The sequence below is a fragment of the Tessaracoccus zhenghani genome, assembly GCF_055326325.1.
Map to the genome: position 1 here is coordinate 462,688 of NZ_JBUZNQ010000001.1, position 17,278 is coordinate 479,965.

At 70.0% G+C, this 17,278-nt stretch carries 16 protein-coding genes; 2 read left to right on the forward strand and 14 right to left on the reverse strand.

Translation table 11 applies throughout. The features are described 5' to 3' along the window. Positions 1–10: 10 nt before the first annotated feature. The 10 genes from ACZK4S_RS02050 to ACZK4S_RS02095 all read right to left on the reverse strand — a co-directional run bounded on the left by ACZK4S_RS02050 (position 11) and on the right by ACZK4S_RS02095 (position 10,914). Positions 11–751 (reverse strand): sirohydrochlorin chelatase, encoded by a 741-nt coding sequence (locus ACZK4S_RS02050; RefSeq protein ID WP_076061997.1) that lies wholly within the window; start codon positions 749–751, stop codon positions 11–13. Continuing rightward, the gene (gene cysN, locus ACZK4S_RS02055; protein ID WP_463643204.1) at positions 751–2,046 is read right to left on the reverse strand and encodes a sulfate adenylyltransferase subunit CysN; all 1,296 of its coding nucleotides are present in this window, start codon (positions 2,044–2,046) and stop codon (positions 751–753) included. The genes ACZK4S_RS02050 and cysN overlap by 1 nt, the downstream gene beginning before the upstream one ends. After that, complete coding sequence (gene cysD / locus ACZK4S_RS02060; protein WP_198928267.1) at positions 2,046–2,945, reverse strand: sulfate adenylyltransferase subunit CysD; 900 nt, start codon at positions 2,943–2,945, stop codon at positions 2,046–2,048. The genes cysN and cysD overlap by 1 nt, the downstream gene beginning before the upstream one ends. Continuing rightward, on the reverse strand, positions 2,942–3,658 hold the full coding sequence (locus ACZK4S_RS02065) for a phosphoadenylyl-sulfate reductase (protein ID WP_463643205.1): 717 nt from the start codon (positions 3,656–3,658) through the stop codon (positions 2,942–2,944). The genes cysD and ACZK4S_RS02065 overlap by 4 nt, the downstream gene beginning before the upstream one ends. Then, on the reverse strand, positions 3,655–5,322 hold the full coding sequence (locus tag ACZK4S_RS02070; RefSeq protein ID WP_463643206.1) for a nitrite/sulfite reductase: 1,668 nt from the start codon (positions 5,320–5,322) through the stop codon (positions 3,655–3,657). The genes ACZK4S_RS02065 and ACZK4S_RS02070 overlap by 4 nt, the downstream gene beginning before the upstream one ends. 94 nt (positions 5,323–5,416) lie before the next feature. Beyond that, complete coding sequence (locus ACZK4S_RS02075) at positions 5,417–5,818, reverse strand: pilus assembly protein (protein WP_463643207.1); 402 nt, start codon at positions 5,816–5,818, stop codon at positions 5,417–5,419. Positions 5,819–5,881: 63 nt separating this feature from the next. Next, positions 5,882–7,312 (reverse strand): adenylosuccinate lyase, encoded by a 1,431-nt coding sequence (purB, locus tag ACZK4S_RS02080; protein ID WP_463643208.1) that lies wholly within the window; start codon positions 7,310–7,312, stop codon positions 5,882–5,884. 109 nt (positions 7,313–7,421) lie between these two features. Then, the gene (locus ACZK4S_RS02085) at positions 7,422–8,282 is read right to left on the reverse strand and encodes a MaoC family dehydratase (RefSeq protein WP_463643209.1); all 861 of its coding nucleotides are present in this window, start codon (positions 8,280–8,282) and stop codon (positions 7,422–7,424) included. Between the two features lie 3 nt (positions 8,283–8,285). After that, positions 8,286–9,671: a 3-oxoacyl-ACP reductase gene (locus tag ACZK4S_RS02090; RefSeq protein WP_463643210.1), complete on the reverse strand. Its 1,386-nt coding sequence runs from the start codon at positions 9,669–9,671 to the stop codon at positions 8,286–8,288. A gap of 1 nt (position 9,672) precedes the next feature. Next, entirely contained in the window at positions 9,673–10,914 is a 1,242-nt protein-coding gene (locus ACZK4S_RS02095; protein WP_143570972.1) for an acetyl-CoA C-acetyltransferase, read from the reverse strand. Positions 10,915–10,993: 79 nt separating this feature from the next. Between ACZK4S_RS02095 and ACZK4S_RS02100 the strand changes: the two genes are divergently transcribed. Together ACZK4S_RS02100 and ACZK4S_RS02105 are read left to right on the forward strand one after the other, a co-directional pair. Then, positions 10,994–11,638: a TetR/AcrR family transcriptional regulator gene (locus ACZK4S_RS02100; RefSeq protein WP_076061975.1), complete on the forward strand. Its 645-nt coding sequence runs from the start codon at positions 10,994–10,996 to the stop codon at positions 11,636–11,638. After that, positions 11,635–13,599 (forward strand): acyl-CoA dehydrogenase family protein, encoded by a 1,965-nt coding sequence (locus ACZK4S_RS02105; protein WP_463643211.1) that lies wholly within the window; start codon positions 11,635–11,637, stop codon positions 13,597–13,599. The genes ACZK4S_RS02100 and ACZK4S_RS02105 overlap by 4 nt, the downstream gene beginning before the upstream one ends. Here ACZK4S_RS02105 and ACZK4S_RS02110 read toward each other — a convergent pair. The 4 genes from ACZK4S_RS02110 to ACZK4S_RS02125 all read right to left on the reverse strand — a co-directional run bounded on the left by ACZK4S_RS02110 (position 13,592) and on the right by ACZK4S_RS02125 (position 17,244). Beyond that, entirely contained in the window at positions 13,592–14,707 is a 1,116-nt protein-coding gene (locus ACZK4S_RS02110) for a DUF3048 domain-containing protein (RefSeq protein WP_463643212.1), read from the reverse strand. The two genes, ACZK4S_RS02105 and ACZK4S_RS02110, sit on opposite strands and share 8 nt — an antisense overlap. A 92-nt stretch (positions 14,708–14,799) precedes the next feature. Beyond that, on the reverse strand, positions 14,800–16,026 hold the full coding sequence (purD, locus tag ACZK4S_RS02115; RefSeq protein WP_463643213.1) for a phosphoribosylamine--glycine ligase: 1,227 nt from the start codon (positions 16,024–16,026) through the stop codon (positions 14,800–14,802). Positions 16,027–16,055: 29 nt separating this feature from the next. Beyond that, positions 16,056–16,286 (reverse strand): hypothetical protein, encoded by a 231-nt coding sequence (locus tag ACZK4S_RS02120; RefSeq protein WP_076061967.1) that lies wholly within the window; start codon positions 16,284–16,286, stop codon positions 16,056–16,058. Positions 16,287–16,329: 43 nt separating this feature from the next. After that, on the reverse strand, positions 16,330–17,244 hold the full coding sequence (locus tag ACZK4S_RS02125; protein WP_463643214.1) for a sigma-70 family RNA polymerase sigma factor: 915 nt from the start codon (positions 17,242–17,244) through the stop codon (positions 16,330–16,332). Between the last annotated feature and the right edge of the window lie 34 nt (positions 17,245–17,278).

Below are 17,278 nucleotides of genomic sequence, written 5' to 3' on the forward strand. Positions count from 1 at the left end.
CGAGGCCCCGTCAGGCGACCAGCGCTGGCGCCGCCGGATCCGCGTGCCGCGGCACAGTGACGGTGTGGTCCCCGTTCACCCGCGCCACCAGGAGATCCGCGAGGGCCCCGGTGTCGCCGAGGGCGCCGGGCACCATGTCGATGCCGAGCGCCGCGCACCGCTCAACCATGCGGTCGCGCAGGATGCCCTCCGCCACCATGAAGCTCACCGCGACCACCCGCGACGCCTCGTCGCGCAGGCGCGGGACGACCTCTTCGACGGCGTCCCCACCGTCGAGCGCCGCCACGGCCCAGCGGCCCCAACCCAGCCGGGGCGAGGCGGCGATGGTCTCGGCCACCGCAGTCACGGCGGGGCGGTCGGAGGATCCTGCGACGAACACCAGCACCGCGGTGTCCGGTTCCGGCGGCACACCGGCCGCAGCGAGCGCCTCCTCGCAGGCCGCGAGCAGGCGAGAGTCCGGGCCGAGGGGCGGCGTCGGCGTCACCGGGGAACCGTGCGCCCCGAGCGCCGCCACGGCGGCCGGGATGTCGACCCTCGCGTGGTAGGCCTTGGTCAGCAGCACGGGGGCCGCGACGGCGGGCCGGCCCTGCAGTGCATGGGCCACGTCATCGATCGTCGGGCCGTGGTGGTCCAGGTACGACGTGTGCACCTCGCGGCCCGGCTGGCGCAGCCGCACGGCGTCGGCGATCCGCTCGATGGCGGCCGCGTGGCGCGGGTCCGGCGAGCCGTGCGCGATGAGCACGACGTCCATCAGATCTCCGCCCCCGCGTAGCGGTCCGGGGCGTCTGCCATCCCGGCGGCCATGGTGGCACCGTCGGCTTCGTCGATCAACAGGAACGCTCCGGTGCGCCGCAGCTCGTGGTAGTCGTCGATGGGCAGGTCGTCGGCCAGCCGGATGCGGACGCGGCCGATGTCGTTGAGCTCCAACTGCTGAGGGGCTCGGGTGTATTCGACGGCCTCGATGTCGAGCTGGTCCAGGATCTCCTCCACCAACGCGCGGACGGTGCGGGTGCCGGCCCGCAGAAGCACGCGGTCGCGGGGGCGCACCGGACGCTCGGAGAGCACGCACACCATGCCGCTGACGGTGCGGGTGACGTGCCCGGGCGATTCCGCAGAGGCGAGCAGGTCGCCGCGCGAGATGTCGATGTCATCTGCCAACCTGACCGTCACGGACTGCGGCGCGAAGGCCTCAGTGAGCTCGCGCACCGTGCCGTCGGCCTGGCCCTGGTCGATGCCGATGACGCGCGAGCGGCGGCCGGAGGGCAGCACAGCGATCTCTTCGCCCACCCTGACGATGCCGGCAGCGATGCGCCCCGCGTAGCCCCGGTAATCGCGGTGCCCCTCGGATTGCGGGCGGAGCACTGCCTGGACGGGGAGCCGCAGCGGCTGAGTGGCCGGGTCTGTGCCCACCGGCACCGCTTCGAGGTGCTCGAGCAGAGTGGGGCCCGAGTACCAGGGGGTGTTGGCCGAGCGCTCCACCACGTTGTCGCCCAGCAGCGCCGAGAGCGGCACCGCCAGCACGTCCTGGATGTCGAAACGCGCGGCCACAGTGCGGGCATCGGCGACGATCTCGGTGAAACGGGCCTCGTCCCAGCCGACGAGGTCCATCTTGTTCACCGCGATCGCCACGTGCCGCACGCCGAGCAGCCCGGTCACCGCGAGGTGCCGGCGCGTCTGTTCGACGACGCCGTGGCGCGCGTCCACCAGAATCAGCGCCAGCTCTGCCGTCGAGGCGCCCGTGACCATGTTGCGGGTGTACTGCACGTGGCCGGGGGTGTCGGCGAGCACGTAGGAGCGGTTCGCCGTCGAGAAGTAGCGGTACGCCACGTCGATGGTGATGCCCTGTTCGCGCTCGGCGCGCAGACCGTCGGTCAGCAGCGCCAGGTCCGGGCCCTCGAGCCCGCGCTCGCGGGAAACCCGGTCCACGGCGTCGAGCTGGTCCGCCAGCACGGATTTCGTGTCGTACAACAGCCGGCCCACGAGCGTGGACTTGCCGTCGTCGACGGAGCCCGCGGTGGCCAGACGGAGAAGGTCGTGCGTGCTCATCAGAAATACCCCTGCTTCTTACGGTCTTCCATCGCAGCCTCGGAGAGGCGGTCGTCGGCACGCGTGGCGCCGCGTTCCGTGATCCTCGAGGCAGCCACCTCGAGGATGACGTCCGACACCTCGCGCGCGTCGGATTCGACGGCGCCGGTGCAACTCATGTCGCCGACGGTGCGGTAGCGCACCGTGCGGGTCTCGAGCGTCTCCCCGTTGGTCGGGCCGCCCCAATCGCCTGGTGCGAGCCACATGCCGTCACGCTGGAACAGTTCGCGTCGGTGGGCGTAGTACAGGCTGGGCAGTTCGATCTGCTCCCGCTCGATGTAGCGCCAGACGTCCAGCTCCGTCCAGTTGGACAGCGGGAACACCCGCACGTGTTCACCCGGGGCGTGCCGGCCGTTGTACAGGTCCCAGAGTTCGGGGCGCTGCCGACGGGGGTCCCAGGCGCCGAACGAGTCGCGCAGCGAGAAGACGCGCTCCTTGGCTCGGGCCTTCTCCTCGTCGCGGCGGCCGCCCCCGAAGACGGCGTCGAACCGGCCCTTCTCAATGGCATCGAGCAGCGGCACCGTCTGCAGCGGGTTGCGGGTACCGTCGGCGCGCTCACGGAGCCGGCCGTCGTCGATGTAGTCCTGCACGCTGGCCACGTGGAGCCGGGCGCCGACGCGCTCGACCGTGCGGTCACGGTAGTCGAGCACCTCGGGGAAGTTGTGCCCGGTGTCGACGTGCAGGAGCGAGAACGGCAGCGGCGCCGGCGCGAAAGCCTTGAGCGCCAGGTGCAGCATGACGACGGAGTCTTTGCCGCCGCTGAAGAGGATCACCGGCCGTTCGAACTCGCCCGCGACCTCGCGGAAAATGTGGATGGCCTCTGACTCGAGGTGTTCCAGGTGACTCAGGATGTAGCTCATGTGTGTAGTCCGCATTCCGTCTTGTTCTTGCCCGACCAACGGCCGGCCCGGGGATCCTCACCGGCCGCGACCGGCCGGGTGCAGGGCTGGCAACCGATGGACGGGTAGCCCTTCTGGCGTAGCGGGTTGAGGTGGACGTCCTCCTCGAAGGCGAACCGTTCCACGTCGTCGTCCGTCCACGCCGCGATGGGGTTGATCTTGATCATGTCGCGCTTGGCGTCCCAGCCCACGAGCGTGATGTCCGTGCGGGTGGGCGCGTCGACGCGGCGCATGCCCGTCACCCAGGCGCTGTGCCCACTGATGGCGCGCTCCAGGGGCTCGACCTTGCGGATCGCGCAGCAGTTGTCGGGGTTGGACTCGAAGAGCCGTGGCCCGTGCTGCGCGTCCTGCTCGTCGACGGTGAGCAGCGGCAGGACCGTGCGGAGCCGGACCCGGCCGGCGTAGTGGTCGCGCGTCTCGAGGGTCTCCGGGAAGTGGAAGCCCGTGTCGAGGAAGAACACGTCGAGCGACGGGGCGCTCTGGGCGATGAGCTCGACGAGCACCTCGTCGCCCATGGACGAGGCGGCCGTCACATCGCTGCCGAACGCGTCTGCCGCCCAGATGAGCACCTCGCGGGTGAGCGCCACCCGCCCGAGGTGCCCCTGATACCGCTCATCGGCCTCCAGCGCCGTGAAACGCGCCTGCGCTTCAGCCGCGGTGTCGAGGAGGGTCATCGGAGGTCGTCCTCTTCTGCGCGGTGCGCCCACTGACGGAAGGATTCGCCGTCGATGCGCTGCGCGAGGAAGGTGCGCGCGAGCCGCTCGATGTACTCCGGCAGGTCTTCGGCGGTGACCTTCAGCGCCCGCGTCTTGCGCGCGAGCTGGGGCTCGAAGCCCAGGCCGCCGCCCAGGTGCACCTGGAAGATCTCCGTCAGGTTGCCGTCGGCGTCCTGCTGCACCATGCCCTTGAGGCCGACGTCCGCCACCTGCGTGCGGGCGCAGGCGTTCGGGCAACCGTTGACGTGGATGGTGAACGGTACGTCGAAATCGGGCAGGCGGGCCTCGAGTTCCTCGACGACGGTGCGGGCCCGCGCCTTGGTCTCGACGAGCGCCAGCTTGCAGAACTCGATGCCGGTGCAGGCCATCACGCCGCGGCGGAACTCCGAGGGTCGGGCCTGCAGGTCCAGCGGGTTGAGCGCCGCGACGAGGGCCTCCGTGTTCTCCAGGGGGACGTCGAGCACCAGCAACTTCTGGTGCGGAGTGAGGCGGACGCGCCCGGACCCGTACTGCGATGCCAGGTCGGCGATGCGCTTGAGACGCGTGCCGGAGACGCGGCCGGCGATAGGGGCCACGCCCACCCAGAACAGCCCGTCGTTCTGCGGGTGGATGCCGATGTGGTCGCGGCGTGCCTGCGACACGTCGGGGGCCGGACCGTCCACGAGGCGGCGGTGGAGGTACTCGTCCTCCAGCACCTTCCGGAACTTCTCAGGGCCCCAGTCCGCCATGAGGAACTTGAGGCGTGCCTTGTTGCGGAGGCGGCGGTAGCCGTAGTCGCGGAAGATCGACGTGACGCCGGCCCACACGTCGGGGATCTCGTGCAGCGGGACCCACGCGCCCAGCCGCTGCGCGAAGATCGGGTTGACGGACAGGCCGCCGCCCACCCAGAGGTCGAAGCCGGGCCCGTGCTGCGGGTGCACCACGCCGACGAACGAGATGTCATTGGCCTCATGCACGATGTCGAGCGTGGTGTTGCCGGAGATGGCGGTCTTGAACTTGCGCGGCAGGTTGGAGAACTCCGGGTTGCCGATGTAGCGCTCCAGGATCTCCCGCACGGCCGGGGTGCCGTCGACCAGTTCATTGGCCGCGATCCCCGCCACCGGGGAGCCGAGAATCACCCGGGGCACGTCGCCGCAGGCCTCGGTGGTGGAGAGCCCCACCGCTTCGAGACGCTCCCAGATCTCCGGCACGTCCTCGATGCGGATCCAGTGGAGCTGGATGTTCTGGCGGTCCGAGATGTCCGCGGTGTCGCGCGCGAACTCGGAGGAGATGCCGCCGATCACCCGCAACTGTTCGTTGGACAGGGCGCCGCCGTCGGAGCGCACGCGCATCATGAAGAATTCGGCGTCGAGCTCCTCGGGCGCCAGCGTGGCCGTCTGGCCACCGTCGATGCCCTCCTTGCGCTGCGTGTAGAGGCCCCACCACCGCATGCGGCCCCGGAGGTCGTCACCAGGGATCGACGCGAAACCCTGCTTTGAGTACACGTCGATGATCCGCTGGCGGACGTTCAGGCCGTCGTCGGCCTGCTTGAGTGCCTCGTTCGGGTTGAGCGGGGTCTTGTCGCCGTCCGCCCACGCGCCAGTCACCTGTACGCGCTTGGGCCGCGCTGCCACATCTGTCATGGGGGGTCCTTCTCTAGGGCCTTGTCACCCGCCCACAACCTCCCAGGGGGCCCACGTCATTCCCCACATCGCCTCCAGCGAACATGTCAATCGTTCAACTACGCGTCACGGGTACGCCCCGTGCGGTACCCCCGCCCTCGACGGCGATACCGTGGATGCCGATGAGGCCGAGGAACACGGTGTCATAGGTGCCCCGCACCGTGACCTGCGCGCCCGAGGCCTGCGTGAGCCGGACGTCCGCGGTGTAGCCGGCTGCCTGGGCGAACCCGAGGGCCGCGCGCTTGCCGGCCGCGATGTCCAGCCTGACGCCGGCGTCCGTCAACGACACCTGGTGGGTGGCGGCGCGGGCTGCCTGGGCCGCGATCTCCCGGGCCTCCTGCTCGGCTGCGGCGTGGCCGGCGAAGTCGACGCCGAGGCCGACGGTGACGATGAAGGCGGGGAGGGCCACCGCCGTCCAGACGGACAGCGACAGCCCTCTCTCGTTTCTGCGGCGCATGCCGCCATTGAACAGGCCTCCCGGGTCACCGTGTCCGGCGCCGCGGGTCAGGGTGTGGACAACTCAGAGCACGGCACCCGGGCGGTAGGCCGCGGCCTCGGGATCAGCCTCGACGATCTCAGCCACCCGGGCGGAGATGCGCGCCACCTGCGCCTGAGCCGTGCCGGCCAACTCGAGTGGGCTGCCCACGAGCCCGCCCAGTTCGTCGCGCGTGAGGCCGAGCCTGTCGTCGGAGGCCAGCCTGTCGAGCAGGTCGTTGGTGCGCGCGCCCTTGCGCAGATCCAGCGCCACGGCGACGGCGTGCTCCTTGATCGCCTCGTGCGCCACCTCGCGGCCGACGCCCTTGCGCACGGCCGCCATCAGTACCTTGGTGGTGGTGAGGAAGGGCAGGTAGCGCTCGAGTTCGGCCTCGATGACCGCCGGGAAGGCGCCGAAGTCTGCCAGCACCGTGAGGAAGGTCTCGAACAGACCGTCGAGGGCGAAGAACGCATCGGGCAGCGCCACGCGGCGCACCACGGAACAGGAGACGTCGCCCTCGTTCCACTGGTCGCCGGCCAACTCCCCGAGCATCGAGACGTAGCCGCGCAGGATGACGGCCAGGCCGTTGACGCGCTCGCAGGAGCGGGTGTTCATCTTGTGGGGCATGGCCGACGAGCCCACCTGGCCCTCCTTGAAGCCCTCGGTGACCAGTTCGATGCCGGCCATGAGGCGGATGGTGGTGGCCACGTTCGAGGGGGCGGCGGCGATCTGCGCCAGGGCGGTCACCGCGTCGTAGTCCAGCGAGCGCGGGTAGACCTGACCGGTGGAGGTGAACACCGCTCCGAAGCCCAGTTCCTCGGCGATGCGGCGCTCCAGCTCGGCCAGCTTGTCGGCGTCGCCGCCCAGGAGGTCCAGCATGTCCTGCGCCGTCCCGACGGGGCCCTTGATGCCGCGGGCCGGGTAGCGGGCGATGAGGTTGTCCAGCCGGTCCAGCGAGACGAGCAGTTCGTCGGCGGCGGTGGCGAACCGCTTGCCGAGCGTGGTGAGTTGCGCGGCGACGTTGTGCGAGCGGCCGGTGAGGGGCTGGTCGGCGTACTGCGTGGCCAGGCGGGCGAGCTCGGAGAGCGTGGCGACGACGCGGACGCGCACCACCCGCAGCGAGTCGAGCACCTGCAACTGCTCTATGTTCTCGGTGAGGTCGCGCGAGGTCATGCCCTTGTGGATGTGCTCGAACCCGGCGAGCGAGTTGAACTCCTCGATGCGGGCCTTGACGTCGTGGCGGGTGACGCGTTCGCGTTCATCGATGGAGGCCAGGTCCACCTGGTCGACGACGCCCTCGTAGGCCGAGATGACCTGGTCGGCATCAGCGCCACCGAAGTCGACGCCGAGGTCGCGCTGGGCGCGGAGCACGGCGAGCCACAGCTTCCGTTCGGAGATGATCTTGGCCTCCGGGGCCCAGATCTGGCGCATCTGCGTCGATGCGTAACGGTTGGCCAGCACATTGGGGACGCTCATGGCGCGTAATCCTATCGTCCGGGCACCTTCGGACATTTTGACCGCGCGAAAAACAGGCACCGTGCCCGGCAGGGGGCGACGTGTGCCTGTCTCGCACGCTCCAGCTATGTCACCGCGCGGTGAGCGCTCCCACGAGGTGGGGCTTGCCCTCTTTGTTCACCACGGCGAAGGTGGAGGTGCCGTCGTGACCCGCGGCGGTGAAGCCCACCTTGCCGGGCAACATGATGGGTTTGGCGAACTGCACCTGCACTTCGTACGCCTCCGGCAGGCGACCTCCCAATGCGGCCACCGCCCGCGCATGCGTCCACATGCCGTGGATGATCGGGCGCGGGAAGCCGAAGAGTCTCGCCGTGAGCGGGTACAGGTGGATGGGGTTCGAGTCACCGGAGACCCTGGCATACTGGCGGCCGAGATCCGCGGGCAGCCGCCACAGTTGCGACGGCGCCGTCGTGGGCGCAGGCAGGCGCACCGACTTCCCTGGTTCGCCGTCGACCTTCGCGCCGGTGGCCAGATAGTTGGAGGTGCCGCTCCACACCAGTTCGTCGCCCGCATGGATCTCGCCGACCATGTCGAACGCCGCGCCCTTCGCATGGGGCGCCAGGTTCTCCGTCCGCACCGACATCCTCAGGCGCTCCCCCACCCGGACCGCCCGGTGGAGACGCATCGTGTTGGTCACGTGCACGAGCCCGGCCAGGGAGAACGGGAAGTCGTCCTGCGCCATCAGCGCCGCCTGGAGCGGGAACGTCTGCACGTGCAGCCACGTGGCCGGCACCTCGTCGCGGAGGGAGAAGCCGGTGACCCGGCAGTACTGGGCGAGCCGCGCCACGTCCTGCTGGTGGTCCATCACCAGGAAGGATCGGTCCGGCAGTTGGGCGCGTCGGCCCTTCTTGGTCACCGCACCGGTCAGGGCCTTGAGCAGCAACTTGTTGACGTCGGGCAGTTCCCGCAGCTCAATCACATCGCGTCCCATGGCTCACGCCCCCACGAGGTTCTGGCCACACACCCGGATGACCTGGCCGTCGACTCCGCCGGAGGCGGGGCCGCAGAGGTAGGCGAGCGTCTCGGCGACATCGACGGGCTGACCACCCTGGCTCAGCGAGTTGGTGCGGCGGAAGATCTCGCGCTGCAGGAACGGGATGGCCGCGGTCATCTCCGTTTCGATGAAACCCGGAGCTACCGCGTTGGTCGTGATGGGCCGGTCCTTGAGTTCGTCGCGCATCGCCCACACCAGGCCCATGACGCCTGCCTTCGAGGCCGCGTAGTTGGTCTGGCCCTTGTTACCGGCGACACCGGAGGTGGAGGCGATCCCGACGATTCGGGCCTCCTCGCTGAGCCCGCCGGGCACGTCGTTGTTCAGGAGGTACTCGTTGATACGCATCTCGGCGGCGAGATTCACGTCGAGGACGGAGCCCCACAGTTTCTCGTCGAGGTTGGCGAGCATCCTGTCGCGGGTGATGCCCGCGTTGTGGACGACGGCCCAGATTTCGCGGCCCGGGTACCGGGAGGCGACATGCGCAGCGATGCGGGCCCCCGCGTCGGGAACCGTGATGTCGAGCTGCAGCGCGGAGCCGTGCACCTCGTTGGCGACCTTGGCCAGCGCGTCCCCGGCACCGGGGATGTCGACGGCGACCACCAGGGCGCCGTCGCGGGCAAAGGTGCGTGCGATCGCCGCACCGATGCCCCGGGCGGCGCCCGTCACCACGACGATGCGGTCCGCGAACGGCCGGTCCGTCACGTCATGGGCGATCTTCGCCGGCCCGACGCGCCACGCCTGGCCGGAGACGAACGCCGAGCGGCCCTCCAACAGGAACGACATCGTCGACGCGAGGTCCGAGGCAGACGCCCCACCGCGCAGGAACACCAGGTTGGACGTGGCGCCGCCCCGCAGTTCCTTACCGACGGTGCGGTTGATGCCGTCGATCGCCTGGGCCACGGTCTTCGCCTCGAGGCCCTCGACCTCCGAGGCATCGGTGGCGAGGAGGATGACGCGCCCGGAGGGTTCCAGCCCGCGCATGACGGGGCGCAGCAACTGGCGCAGACCTTCCAGCTGGGTGATCTCCCGCAGCCCCGTCGCGTCGACGACGAGGGCACCCGGTCGTTGGGGATAGCGCGGCGCCTGGGCGCGCCCCTTCTCGTCCTTGGTCCGGTTGTCGGCCACGTCCAGCAGCGGCTCCCCTGGCGTCACGCCCAACAGCGCGAGCGTTTCGCGGGCGATGCCGCCGCCGTCGAGTTCACCCAGCAGCACCTCGCCCGTCGGCATGGTGCGGCCACGACGCAGGGCGGGGGGTTCTGACACGCCCAGCTTGCCGGCGACGAACTTTCCGGCGGGCGTGCCGTAGATCATTTCGAGGATGTCCATGTCAGGCCTCCAGAATGGCGACGATGCCCTGGCCACCGGCCGCGCAGATCGAGATCAGCCCGCGCGAGCCGGGCCCCTTGGCTGCCAGCATCTTCGCGAGCGAGGCGGCGATCCGGCCGCCGGTGGCGGCGAACGGATGCCCCGTGGCCAGCGACGACCCCTTCACGTTCAGCTTGGCGCGGTCCACTTCGCCCAGCCCCTGCTCCTCGAGCGACTTGAGGGTGGCCACCACGGTGGATGCGAACGCCTCGTGGAACTCGTAGAGGTCGAAGTCCTGCAGCGTGAGCCCGTTGCGCTTCAGCAGTTCCGGGATGGCCCGGGCGGGGGCCATCAGGAGGTCCTCGGAGCCGGTCACGTAATCCGACGCGGCGACCTGCGCATCGACGACCTTCGCCAGCACCGGCCACCCCTTGGCCCGGGCATGTTCCTCCTCCGCGAGCAGCACCAGCGCGGCACCGTCGGTGAGTGCCGTGGAGTTGCCGGCCGTCATGGTGGCGTTGTCCCTGCCGAACACGGTGCGCAGCTTGCCCAGCGCGTCCATGGTGGTCTCGGGTCGCAGGATGCCGTCCTTCGCGACCTTCAGATAGGGGGTGACGAGGTCGTCGAAGAAGCCCTCGTCCCAGGCCCCGGCGAGCCGCTGGTGCGACTGGTAGGCCAGTTCGTCCTGCTCTTCGCGACTGACGCCCCACTTGGTGGTGGTCATCGCCTGGGACTCGCCCATGCTGAGCCCGGTGCGGGGCTCCACGACGGCGGGCGGTACCGGCATCAGGTCCGCCGGGCGCAGCTTGCTCAGCGCGGCCAGTTTCTCGGGTACGTTCCTCGCCCGGTTCAGGGCAAGCAGGGCCCGGCGCAGCGGTTCGGTGACGACGATGGGGGCATCCGAGGCGGAGTCAACACCGCCGGCGATCGCCACGTCGGCCTGGCCGAGCCGGATCTTGTTCGAGGCGTAGACGACGGCCTCCAGGCCCGTTGCGCAGGCCTGCTGGAGGTCGCACGCCGGCGTCAACGGCGACAGTGCCGAGCCGAGCACCGCCTCGCGGGTGAGGTTGAAGTCGCGGGTGTGCTTCAGGACGGCCCCGGCCACCACCTCGTCGACCTTCTGCCCGGCCAGCCCGAAGCGGGCGACCAGCCCGTCGAGGGCGGCTGTGAGCAGGTCCTGGGCTGAGGCCGCGGCGTACTTGCCGCCGGCCTTGACGAAGGGGGTGCGGTTACCGCCGACCACCACCGCAGTGCGTGAGTTCATGAGGGATCCTCCGGAGCGCGGAAACATTATCTGTGACCGAGGGTAGCAGGTACGTAGAGTTTCAGGTACCGTGAGTTACATGAACAAGGTTGAGCAGATCGTCGACGGTCGCGCCGCCCGCTGGGAGCAGCACAACACCGAGCGTCGGCAGGCGCTGGTGGAGGGCGCCGTGAAGGCGATCCGCAAGCACGGCCCGGGCGTCGGCATGGATGAGATCGCCGCCATGGCACAGACCTCCAAGACCGTGTTGTACCGCCACTTCGGCGACAAGGCAGGGCTGTACCAGGCCGTCGTCGCGTCGGTGCACACGTTCATCCTGCGGAAGTTGCCGCTGGAGAAGGGCGAGCACATGCACCCGGCAGAGCTCGTCTCGCAGGTGGCCGACGCCTACCTGGCCGTGGTGGAACGCGACCGCAACCTGTACCTGTTCGTCACCTCGCGGCCCACGGGCGACACGCCCACGTCAGACCCGGTGGGCTCGATCACCGCCCGGATCGGCGACCAGGTCGCGGAAGCGATGCGTGCCTGGCTACGACGCGAAGGGCTCGACGAGGACCCCGCCAACATCTGGGCCCACGGCGCCGTCGGTTACATCTGGGCCGTGGCAGACCGGTGGATCGTCACCAATCTGCGCCGCCCCAGGGCCGACGTCGTGGCCTACATCAACCAGTTCTTCACCCCGGCTTTCGAAGCACAAAAGACACAAAGGAGTGACACCCCATGACCATCACCCCCACCGGCGAAGGCCTGCGACGTGCCCTGGACGGTCCGTTCCATGCGCTGAAGCAGCGTTGGCGTAACGAGGTGAGCGCAGACGACGTGGTCCGCGACACCGACCTCACCATCGAAGAGGCCCGCGAATGGACCTTCGACAGGCTCAAGCGGCTGACCCAGCGCGAATTCGTCACCGCCGGCTTCCCCGCCGCGCAGGGCGGCACCGGCTCCTCGGCCGAATCAGTGGCGAACTTCGAGATGATGGCCATGGGAGACCTCTCCCTCACCATCAAGTCCGGCGTCCAGCACGGCCTCTTCGGCGGGGCCATCACCAACCTCGGCACCCAGTGGCACCACGAGACGTTCCTGCCGGGCGCGATCGACGCGTCCCTGCCCGGTTGCTTCGCCATGACGGAACTGGGCCATGGCTCGGACGTGCAGTCCATCGAGACCTCCATCACCTGGGACGCCGAGACCGGAGAACTGGTCGTCCACTCCCCCAGCCCGACGGCGGCGAAGGCCTACATCGGCAACGTCGCCCGGGACGGCCGCATGGCCGCGGTCTTCGGCCAGCTGTGGGTCAACGACGTGCACCATGGCGTCCACGTGGCGCTCGTGCCCATCCGCGACGAGCAGGGCAACCCCATGCCCGGCGTCACCATCGGCGACCACGGCCACAAGGGCGGCCTCCTGGGCGTCGACAACGGCACCCTCATGTTCGAGCACGTGCGCGTGCCGCGCCGGATGCTGCTGGACCGCTACGGCGGCGTCGACGAGAACGGCGACTACCACTCGCCGATCGAGTCGCAGAACGCGCGCTTCTTCACGATGCTGGGCACCCTGGTGCGCGGCCGGATCTGCGTGGGGGGCGGCGCCGCGTCGGCCACTCGCAAGGCGCTGAGCATCGCGGTGCGCTACGCCAACCGCCGCCGCCAGTTCCGCCAGCCGGGTCTGGGCGAGGAGATCCTGCTGATGGACTACCTGCAGCACCAGCGCAGGCTGCTGCCGGACGTGGCACGCGCCTACGCCTACGGCTTCGCGCAGAACGAGGTGTCGCTGCAACTACAGCGGATCATGGAGGCCGACGGCTCGGATCCGCAGGCCGCCCGCGAACTCGAGACGCGGGCAGCCGGCATGAAGGCCGTGCTGACCCGCTGGGCCAACGACACCTTGCAGGAGTGCCGCGAGGCCAGCGGCGGCGCCGGCTACATGTCGGACAACGGCATCACGCTCGCCCGCCAGGACGCCGACATCTTCGCCACGTTCGAGGGTGACAACACCGTGCTGCTGCAACTGGTGGCCAAGGCGCTACTCCTGGACTACAAGTCCACCTGGGGCGACATGGACCTGGCCGGCACCGCGCAGAAGACGGCCAAGCTCCTGGGCGGCCGCTTCCTGGAGCGGACCACCGCCCGGTCGGCCATCGACAGGCTGGTGGCCACGGCCAAGCGTAGGCCGGAGGCGGAGCAGCTGCGGGCCCGCGGTTGGCACGTCGAGATGTTCGAGTACCGCGAACGCCACATGGTCGAGGGCCTCGCCCAGCGCATGCGCGCCGCGGGCAGGGCCAAGTCGTTCGACGCGATCAACGCCTGCCAGCCGCACATGATCGAGGCGGCCAAGGCCCACGTCGACCGCGTGGTCCTGGAAGCCTTCATCCAGGGCATCGAAGAGTGCGGCGACGACTACGTCAAGGCGCTGCTGATCAAGGTGTGTGACCTGTTCGCGCTGGCCACCATCGAGACGAACCGGGCCTGGTTCCTGGAGCACGAGGTGTTCGACGCCAGGCGCAGCAAGACGATCACGTCCACCGTCGATGCGTTGTGCGGTGAGTTGCGCCCGCAGTCGCTGGCGCTGGCGGAGGGTCTGGGCGTGCCGGAGGAATGGCTCGTCCACCCGCGCAGGGCCGTACCGCCGATGATGCAGGCTGAGGCCCCCGTCGTCGAAGCGGAGGAGTTGCGCAGGGTCAGCTGATCGCGATCTCGGACCGGGTGTGGGGCAACTCCACCCAGGTGCGTCCTGGCGCCATCGCCAGGGGTTTGCCGCCGGCGACGGTGAAGGTGAACTTCTCCGCGATGGCGCCCTTCGCCCAGGTTCCCGTGACGGCCTTGCCGCCCTGGAGGTAGAAGAACGGACCGCTGTCGTCAACGATGTCGACGACGGGGTCGGGCGCGCCGCCGCCCTTCCAGATCTTGTCCATCCGCCAGGCGGCCTGGATGACGAGCACGTTGTCGCAGACCAGTTGGATGTCACCCTCGACGATGTGCGGCCCCCAGGGCTGCGTGCGGGCGTACTGCCGGCTGCCGGGGTCATACTCGTAGCTCATGGCGAAGTCGCGGCCGTAGGGCACCTCCACCCTGTGGCCGGCGCTGCCCGCGGTCGCCGACGACTGCGCCGGGTCTGCCACGAAGGGCAGGTAGTCGGCCGGCGGCGGCGCCGTCATGCGTTCGGCGAGCCGTGCCATCTCCGCCGGGTGTGCCATGATCGCCCGGTCGAACTGGCTCTGGCCGTTGGCCTTGTAGACCCGCGACCGGTCGACGCTGTAGGCACCCTTGTCGCGCCACTCGAGGTAGGTCATCCGCTCGAGGTGCTCGTCGTGGGCCTTGACGTAGTTCATCACCCATTCCGCCGCCCCGGTGTTGCCCAGCACCGGGCCCATGGGGCTCAGCAGCGGGACGTCGACCGGGCGCATGGAGCGGATGGGTCCCACAGCCTCGGGGTACCGGCTGTGGAACACCGGCACGAGGCGCGTGTAGGAATCGCCGTTGGGCTGGCAGAACCACATGTCCGCGTCGGCGAAGCCGGCGGTCTGGGGGTTCTCCTGCTTGAGGTTGGGCACCTTCAGCGCGACGGCGGGGCCGAGCAGCGTCGCGGCGTCCTCCACCGGCAGCCAGGTGAGGGGCGCGCGTGTCACCGGGGCAGGCGACGGGCTGGGCGAGGGCGACGGCTTCGGCGACGCCTTCTTCGACGGCGACGGGCTGGGCGTCGGCGACTCCACCGTGGGCTGTTGATCCGCCGCGCAGCCCGCCAGTGCGGCGGTGCCGCCGAGCATGCCGAGCAGTAGGTGTCGACGCGTCGTCACTGACGTCCCCCTTGGTCGCTTACAAAATCGCCTCATGTTAGCGGAGGCGAACGCGGCCGATCAGCGCGGGAGGCGATCAGCGCCGGAAGTGATCAGTGCGGGATGCCGATGTCTGTGCGGTTGAACCCGTCGGCGTAGTCGATGCGGCCCAGCAGTCCGTAGGCGTTGGCGCGGGCCTCATCCACGTCGATGCCCCTGCCCACGACGCCCAGCACGCGCCCGCCTGCCGCGACCAACTGGTCTCCGTCGAGGCGGGTTCCGGCGTGCAGTACGTAGGCATCCGTCTCGTCGTCTGGCAGGTTGATCGCACCGCCGGGAGCCGGGACGCCCGGATACCCGGCCGCGGCCTGCACGACGACCAACGCGGCACCCTCGCGCCACTCGAGCTCTCCCACGGTGTCGAGCTCACCGCGGGCCGCGGCCCGGAGCACCCCGGCCAGCGGGGTCTTCAGCAGGGCCAGGACCGCCTGGGTCTCCGGGTCACCGAAGCGGACGTTGAATTCGACGATGCGCAGCCCCTTCGACGTGAGGGCCAGGCCCGCGTAGAGCAGCCCGACGAAGGGCGTACCGCGTCGACGCATCTCGGCGAGGGTGGGGTTGATGACCTCGTCCATCACCTGCCGGGTGAGGCCGGACTCGGCCCACGGCAGCGGGCAGTACGCGCCCATGCCGCCGGTGTTGGGGCCGGCGTCGTTGTCGCCCACCCGCTTGTAGTCCTGGGCGGGCAGCAGGGGCAGCGCACGTTCGCCGTCGCAGATGGCGAACAGCGAGGCTTCGGGGCCGTCGAGGAAGTCTTCGATCACGACGCGCCCGCAGCTCTCCGCGTGCGCGAGGGCCTCGTCGCGGTCGTTGGTGACGACGACGCCCTTCCCGGCCGCGAGGCCGTCGTTCTTCACGACGTGGGGGGCACCGAACTCATCCAACGCCGCTTCGTACTCGTCGCGCGTGGTGCAGACGCGCGCATCGGCCGTCGGCACGCCTGCCGCGCGCATGACCTCCTTCGCGAACGCCTTGGAACCTTCGAGGACCGCCGCCTCGCTCCCGGGGCCGAACGCGTCGATGCCTTCGGCGCGCAACGCATCCGCGACTCCGGCCACCAGCGGCGCCTCGGGGCCGATCACGACGAGGTCGATGGCGAGCCGTCGCGCGAGGTCCAGCACCGCTTCGGGGTCCGCGGGATCCGCGGAGTGGAGCGTGGCGATGGCGGCGAGCCCCGGGTTGCCGGGCACGGCGTGCAACTCAGTGACGGAGGGATCAGCGACGAGGGCGCGGCCGAGCGCATGTTCGCGGCCGCCCGAGCCCAGCAGGAGGATCTTCACCCGCGACAGCCTAGTGGGCTACCGCGAAATCAGAGCGCAGGCGGATGCTCGTCGTCGGCGATGGGCTCGTGCTCGACGTCTTCTTCGATGTGCTTCTGGGTGCCGATCCGCATGCCGAACCAGGCCACAAGAGCTGTGGCTCCCACGGGGATGACCCACCACCAGTTCCACGGGAAGCCGCCCTCACTGGTGGCGGCGATGATGAACCCGAGGCCGAACAGGGCGGCCCCGACCGCCAGGGCGATCACGATCCATTTCATTCTCGGCTGCACGGCCCCTCCTCGGATGGTTGATGGTCCGACCCTACGCATCCGACGGGTCACGATCACCACCCCGAGAGGTGCCACGGGTGGGCTCCACCACCGGCCAGGCGACCTGGACGCACCCGTCCCGCAGGCTCACGCAGGCCCGCAGCTCGCCGATCGCGACCTTCTCGATCTGCCGGATCCGCTCGCGGCCCACGCCGTAGGCCCGGCCGATCTCCTCCAGGGTCTGCGGCTCCCCGCAGAACCCGAACCGGCGGCCCAGCACGTCCACGGCGCGCGCATCGCTGAAGACGAGCGGGTCCAGGAGCACGCGGCGCAGCCACTCCCCCTCGAGCGCCTCGCCGACCCCGGCCGTCTCGTCCACGAGCACCCCGCCGAGCCAGTCTGCGCCCAGCCCGTCCTCGCAGAATTCCAGGCCGACGGGGGTGCGTAGCTCCGCCAGCCGCCTGATCATCTCCGGGTTGATCCCCTCCGATTCCAGGAACTCCCGGTTGTCCTCGGTGAACCGGCGCCAAGAGCCGCTGCCCTGGGCGGCGAAGAGGCCCGCCGCGCGTCGGTACACCGCATCCGTGTGGACCGGGATGCGGATGAGGCCCCCCTGGTCGGCTTCGGCGCGCCTCACCGTCTGCGCCAGCCACCAGAGGGCATACGAGGCGAACGTGACGCCCAGTGTGTGGTCGAACTTCTCGACGGCGCGGACCAGCGCTGCGGCGGCTTCCTGGGCCCGGTCCTCCGACGGCAGCCGGCCGTTCCCCGACGCGCCAGCCACCCGCAGCGCCAAGGGCAGGTGGCGTTCGATCACCCGCCTCTTGGCCTCGGCCCCCGCCTCGGTCACCCGTTCCAGTTCGGCCCGGGCCCACCGTCGAGCCCCCTGCGCCAGCAGGTGGGTGGCGTAGAGCCCAGCCTCGATAGCCGTCCACGTGCCCCGCTCGGCGCTGATCCGCTGATGCATGGTCGCTCCCCCTCATCCGGTTGGGAACGACGCT

Excerpts from the sequence above, each read along its gene's own strand:
- ACZK4S_RS02050 (WP_076061997.1), bottom strand. The coding sequence starts at position 751 with ATGGACGTCGTGCTCATCGCGCACGGCTCGCCGGACCCGCGCCACGCG.
- cysN (WP_463643204.1), bottom strand. The coding sequence starts at position 2,046 with ATGAGCACGCACGACCTTCTCCGTCTGGCCACCGCGGGCTCCGTCGAC.
- cysD (WP_198928267.1), bottom strand. The coding sequence starts at position 2,945 with ATGAGCTACATCCTGAGTCACCTGGAACACCTCGAGTCAGAGGCCATC.
- ACZK4S_RS02065 (WP_463643205.1), bottom strand. The coding sequence starts at position 3,658 with ATGACCCTCCTCGACACCGCGGCTGAAGCGCAGGCGCGTTTCACGGCG.
- ACZK4S_RS02070 (WP_463643206.1), bottom strand. The coding sequence starts at position 5,322 with ATGACAGATGTGGCAGCGCGGCCCAAGCGCGTACAGGTGACTGGCGCG.
- ACZK4S_RS02075 (WP_463643207.1), bottom strand. The coding sequence starts at position 5,818 with ATGCGCCGCAGAAACGAGAGAGGGCTGTCGCTGTCCGTCTGGACGGCG.
- purB (WP_463643208.1), bottom strand. The coding sequence starts at position 7,312 with ATGAGCGTCCCCAATGTGCTGGCCAACCGTTACGCATCGACGCAGATG.
- ACZK4S_RS02085 (WP_463643209.1), bottom strand. The coding sequence starts at position 8,282 with ATGGGACGCGATGTGATTGAGCTGCGGGAACTGCCCGACGTCAACAAG.
- ACZK4S_RS02090 (WP_463643210.1), bottom strand. The coding sequence starts at position 9,671 with ATGGACATCCTCGAAATGATCTACGGCACGCCCGCCGGAAAGTTCGTC.
- ACZK4S_RS02095 (WP_143570972.1), bottom strand. The coding sequence starts at position 10,914 with ATGAACTCACGCACTGCGGTGGTGGTCGGCGGTAACCGCACCCCCTTC.
- ACZK4S_RS02100 (WP_076061975.1), top strand. The coding sequence starts at position 10,994 with ATGAACAAGGTTGAGCAGATCGTCGACGGTCGCGCCGCCCGCTGGGAG.
- ACZK4S_RS02105 (WP_463643211.1), top strand. The coding sequence starts at position 11,635 with ATGACCATCACCCCCACCGGCGAAGGCCTGCGACGTGCCCTGGACGGT.
- ACZK4S_RS02120 (WP_076061967.1), bottom strand. The coding sequence starts at position 16,286 with ATGAAATGGATCGTGATCGCCCTGGCGGTCGGGGCCGCCCTGTTCGGC.
- ACZK4S_RS02125 (WP_463643214.1), bottom strand. The coding sequence starts at position 17,244 with ATGCATCAGCGGATCAGCGCCGAGCGGGGCACGTGGACGGCTATCGAG.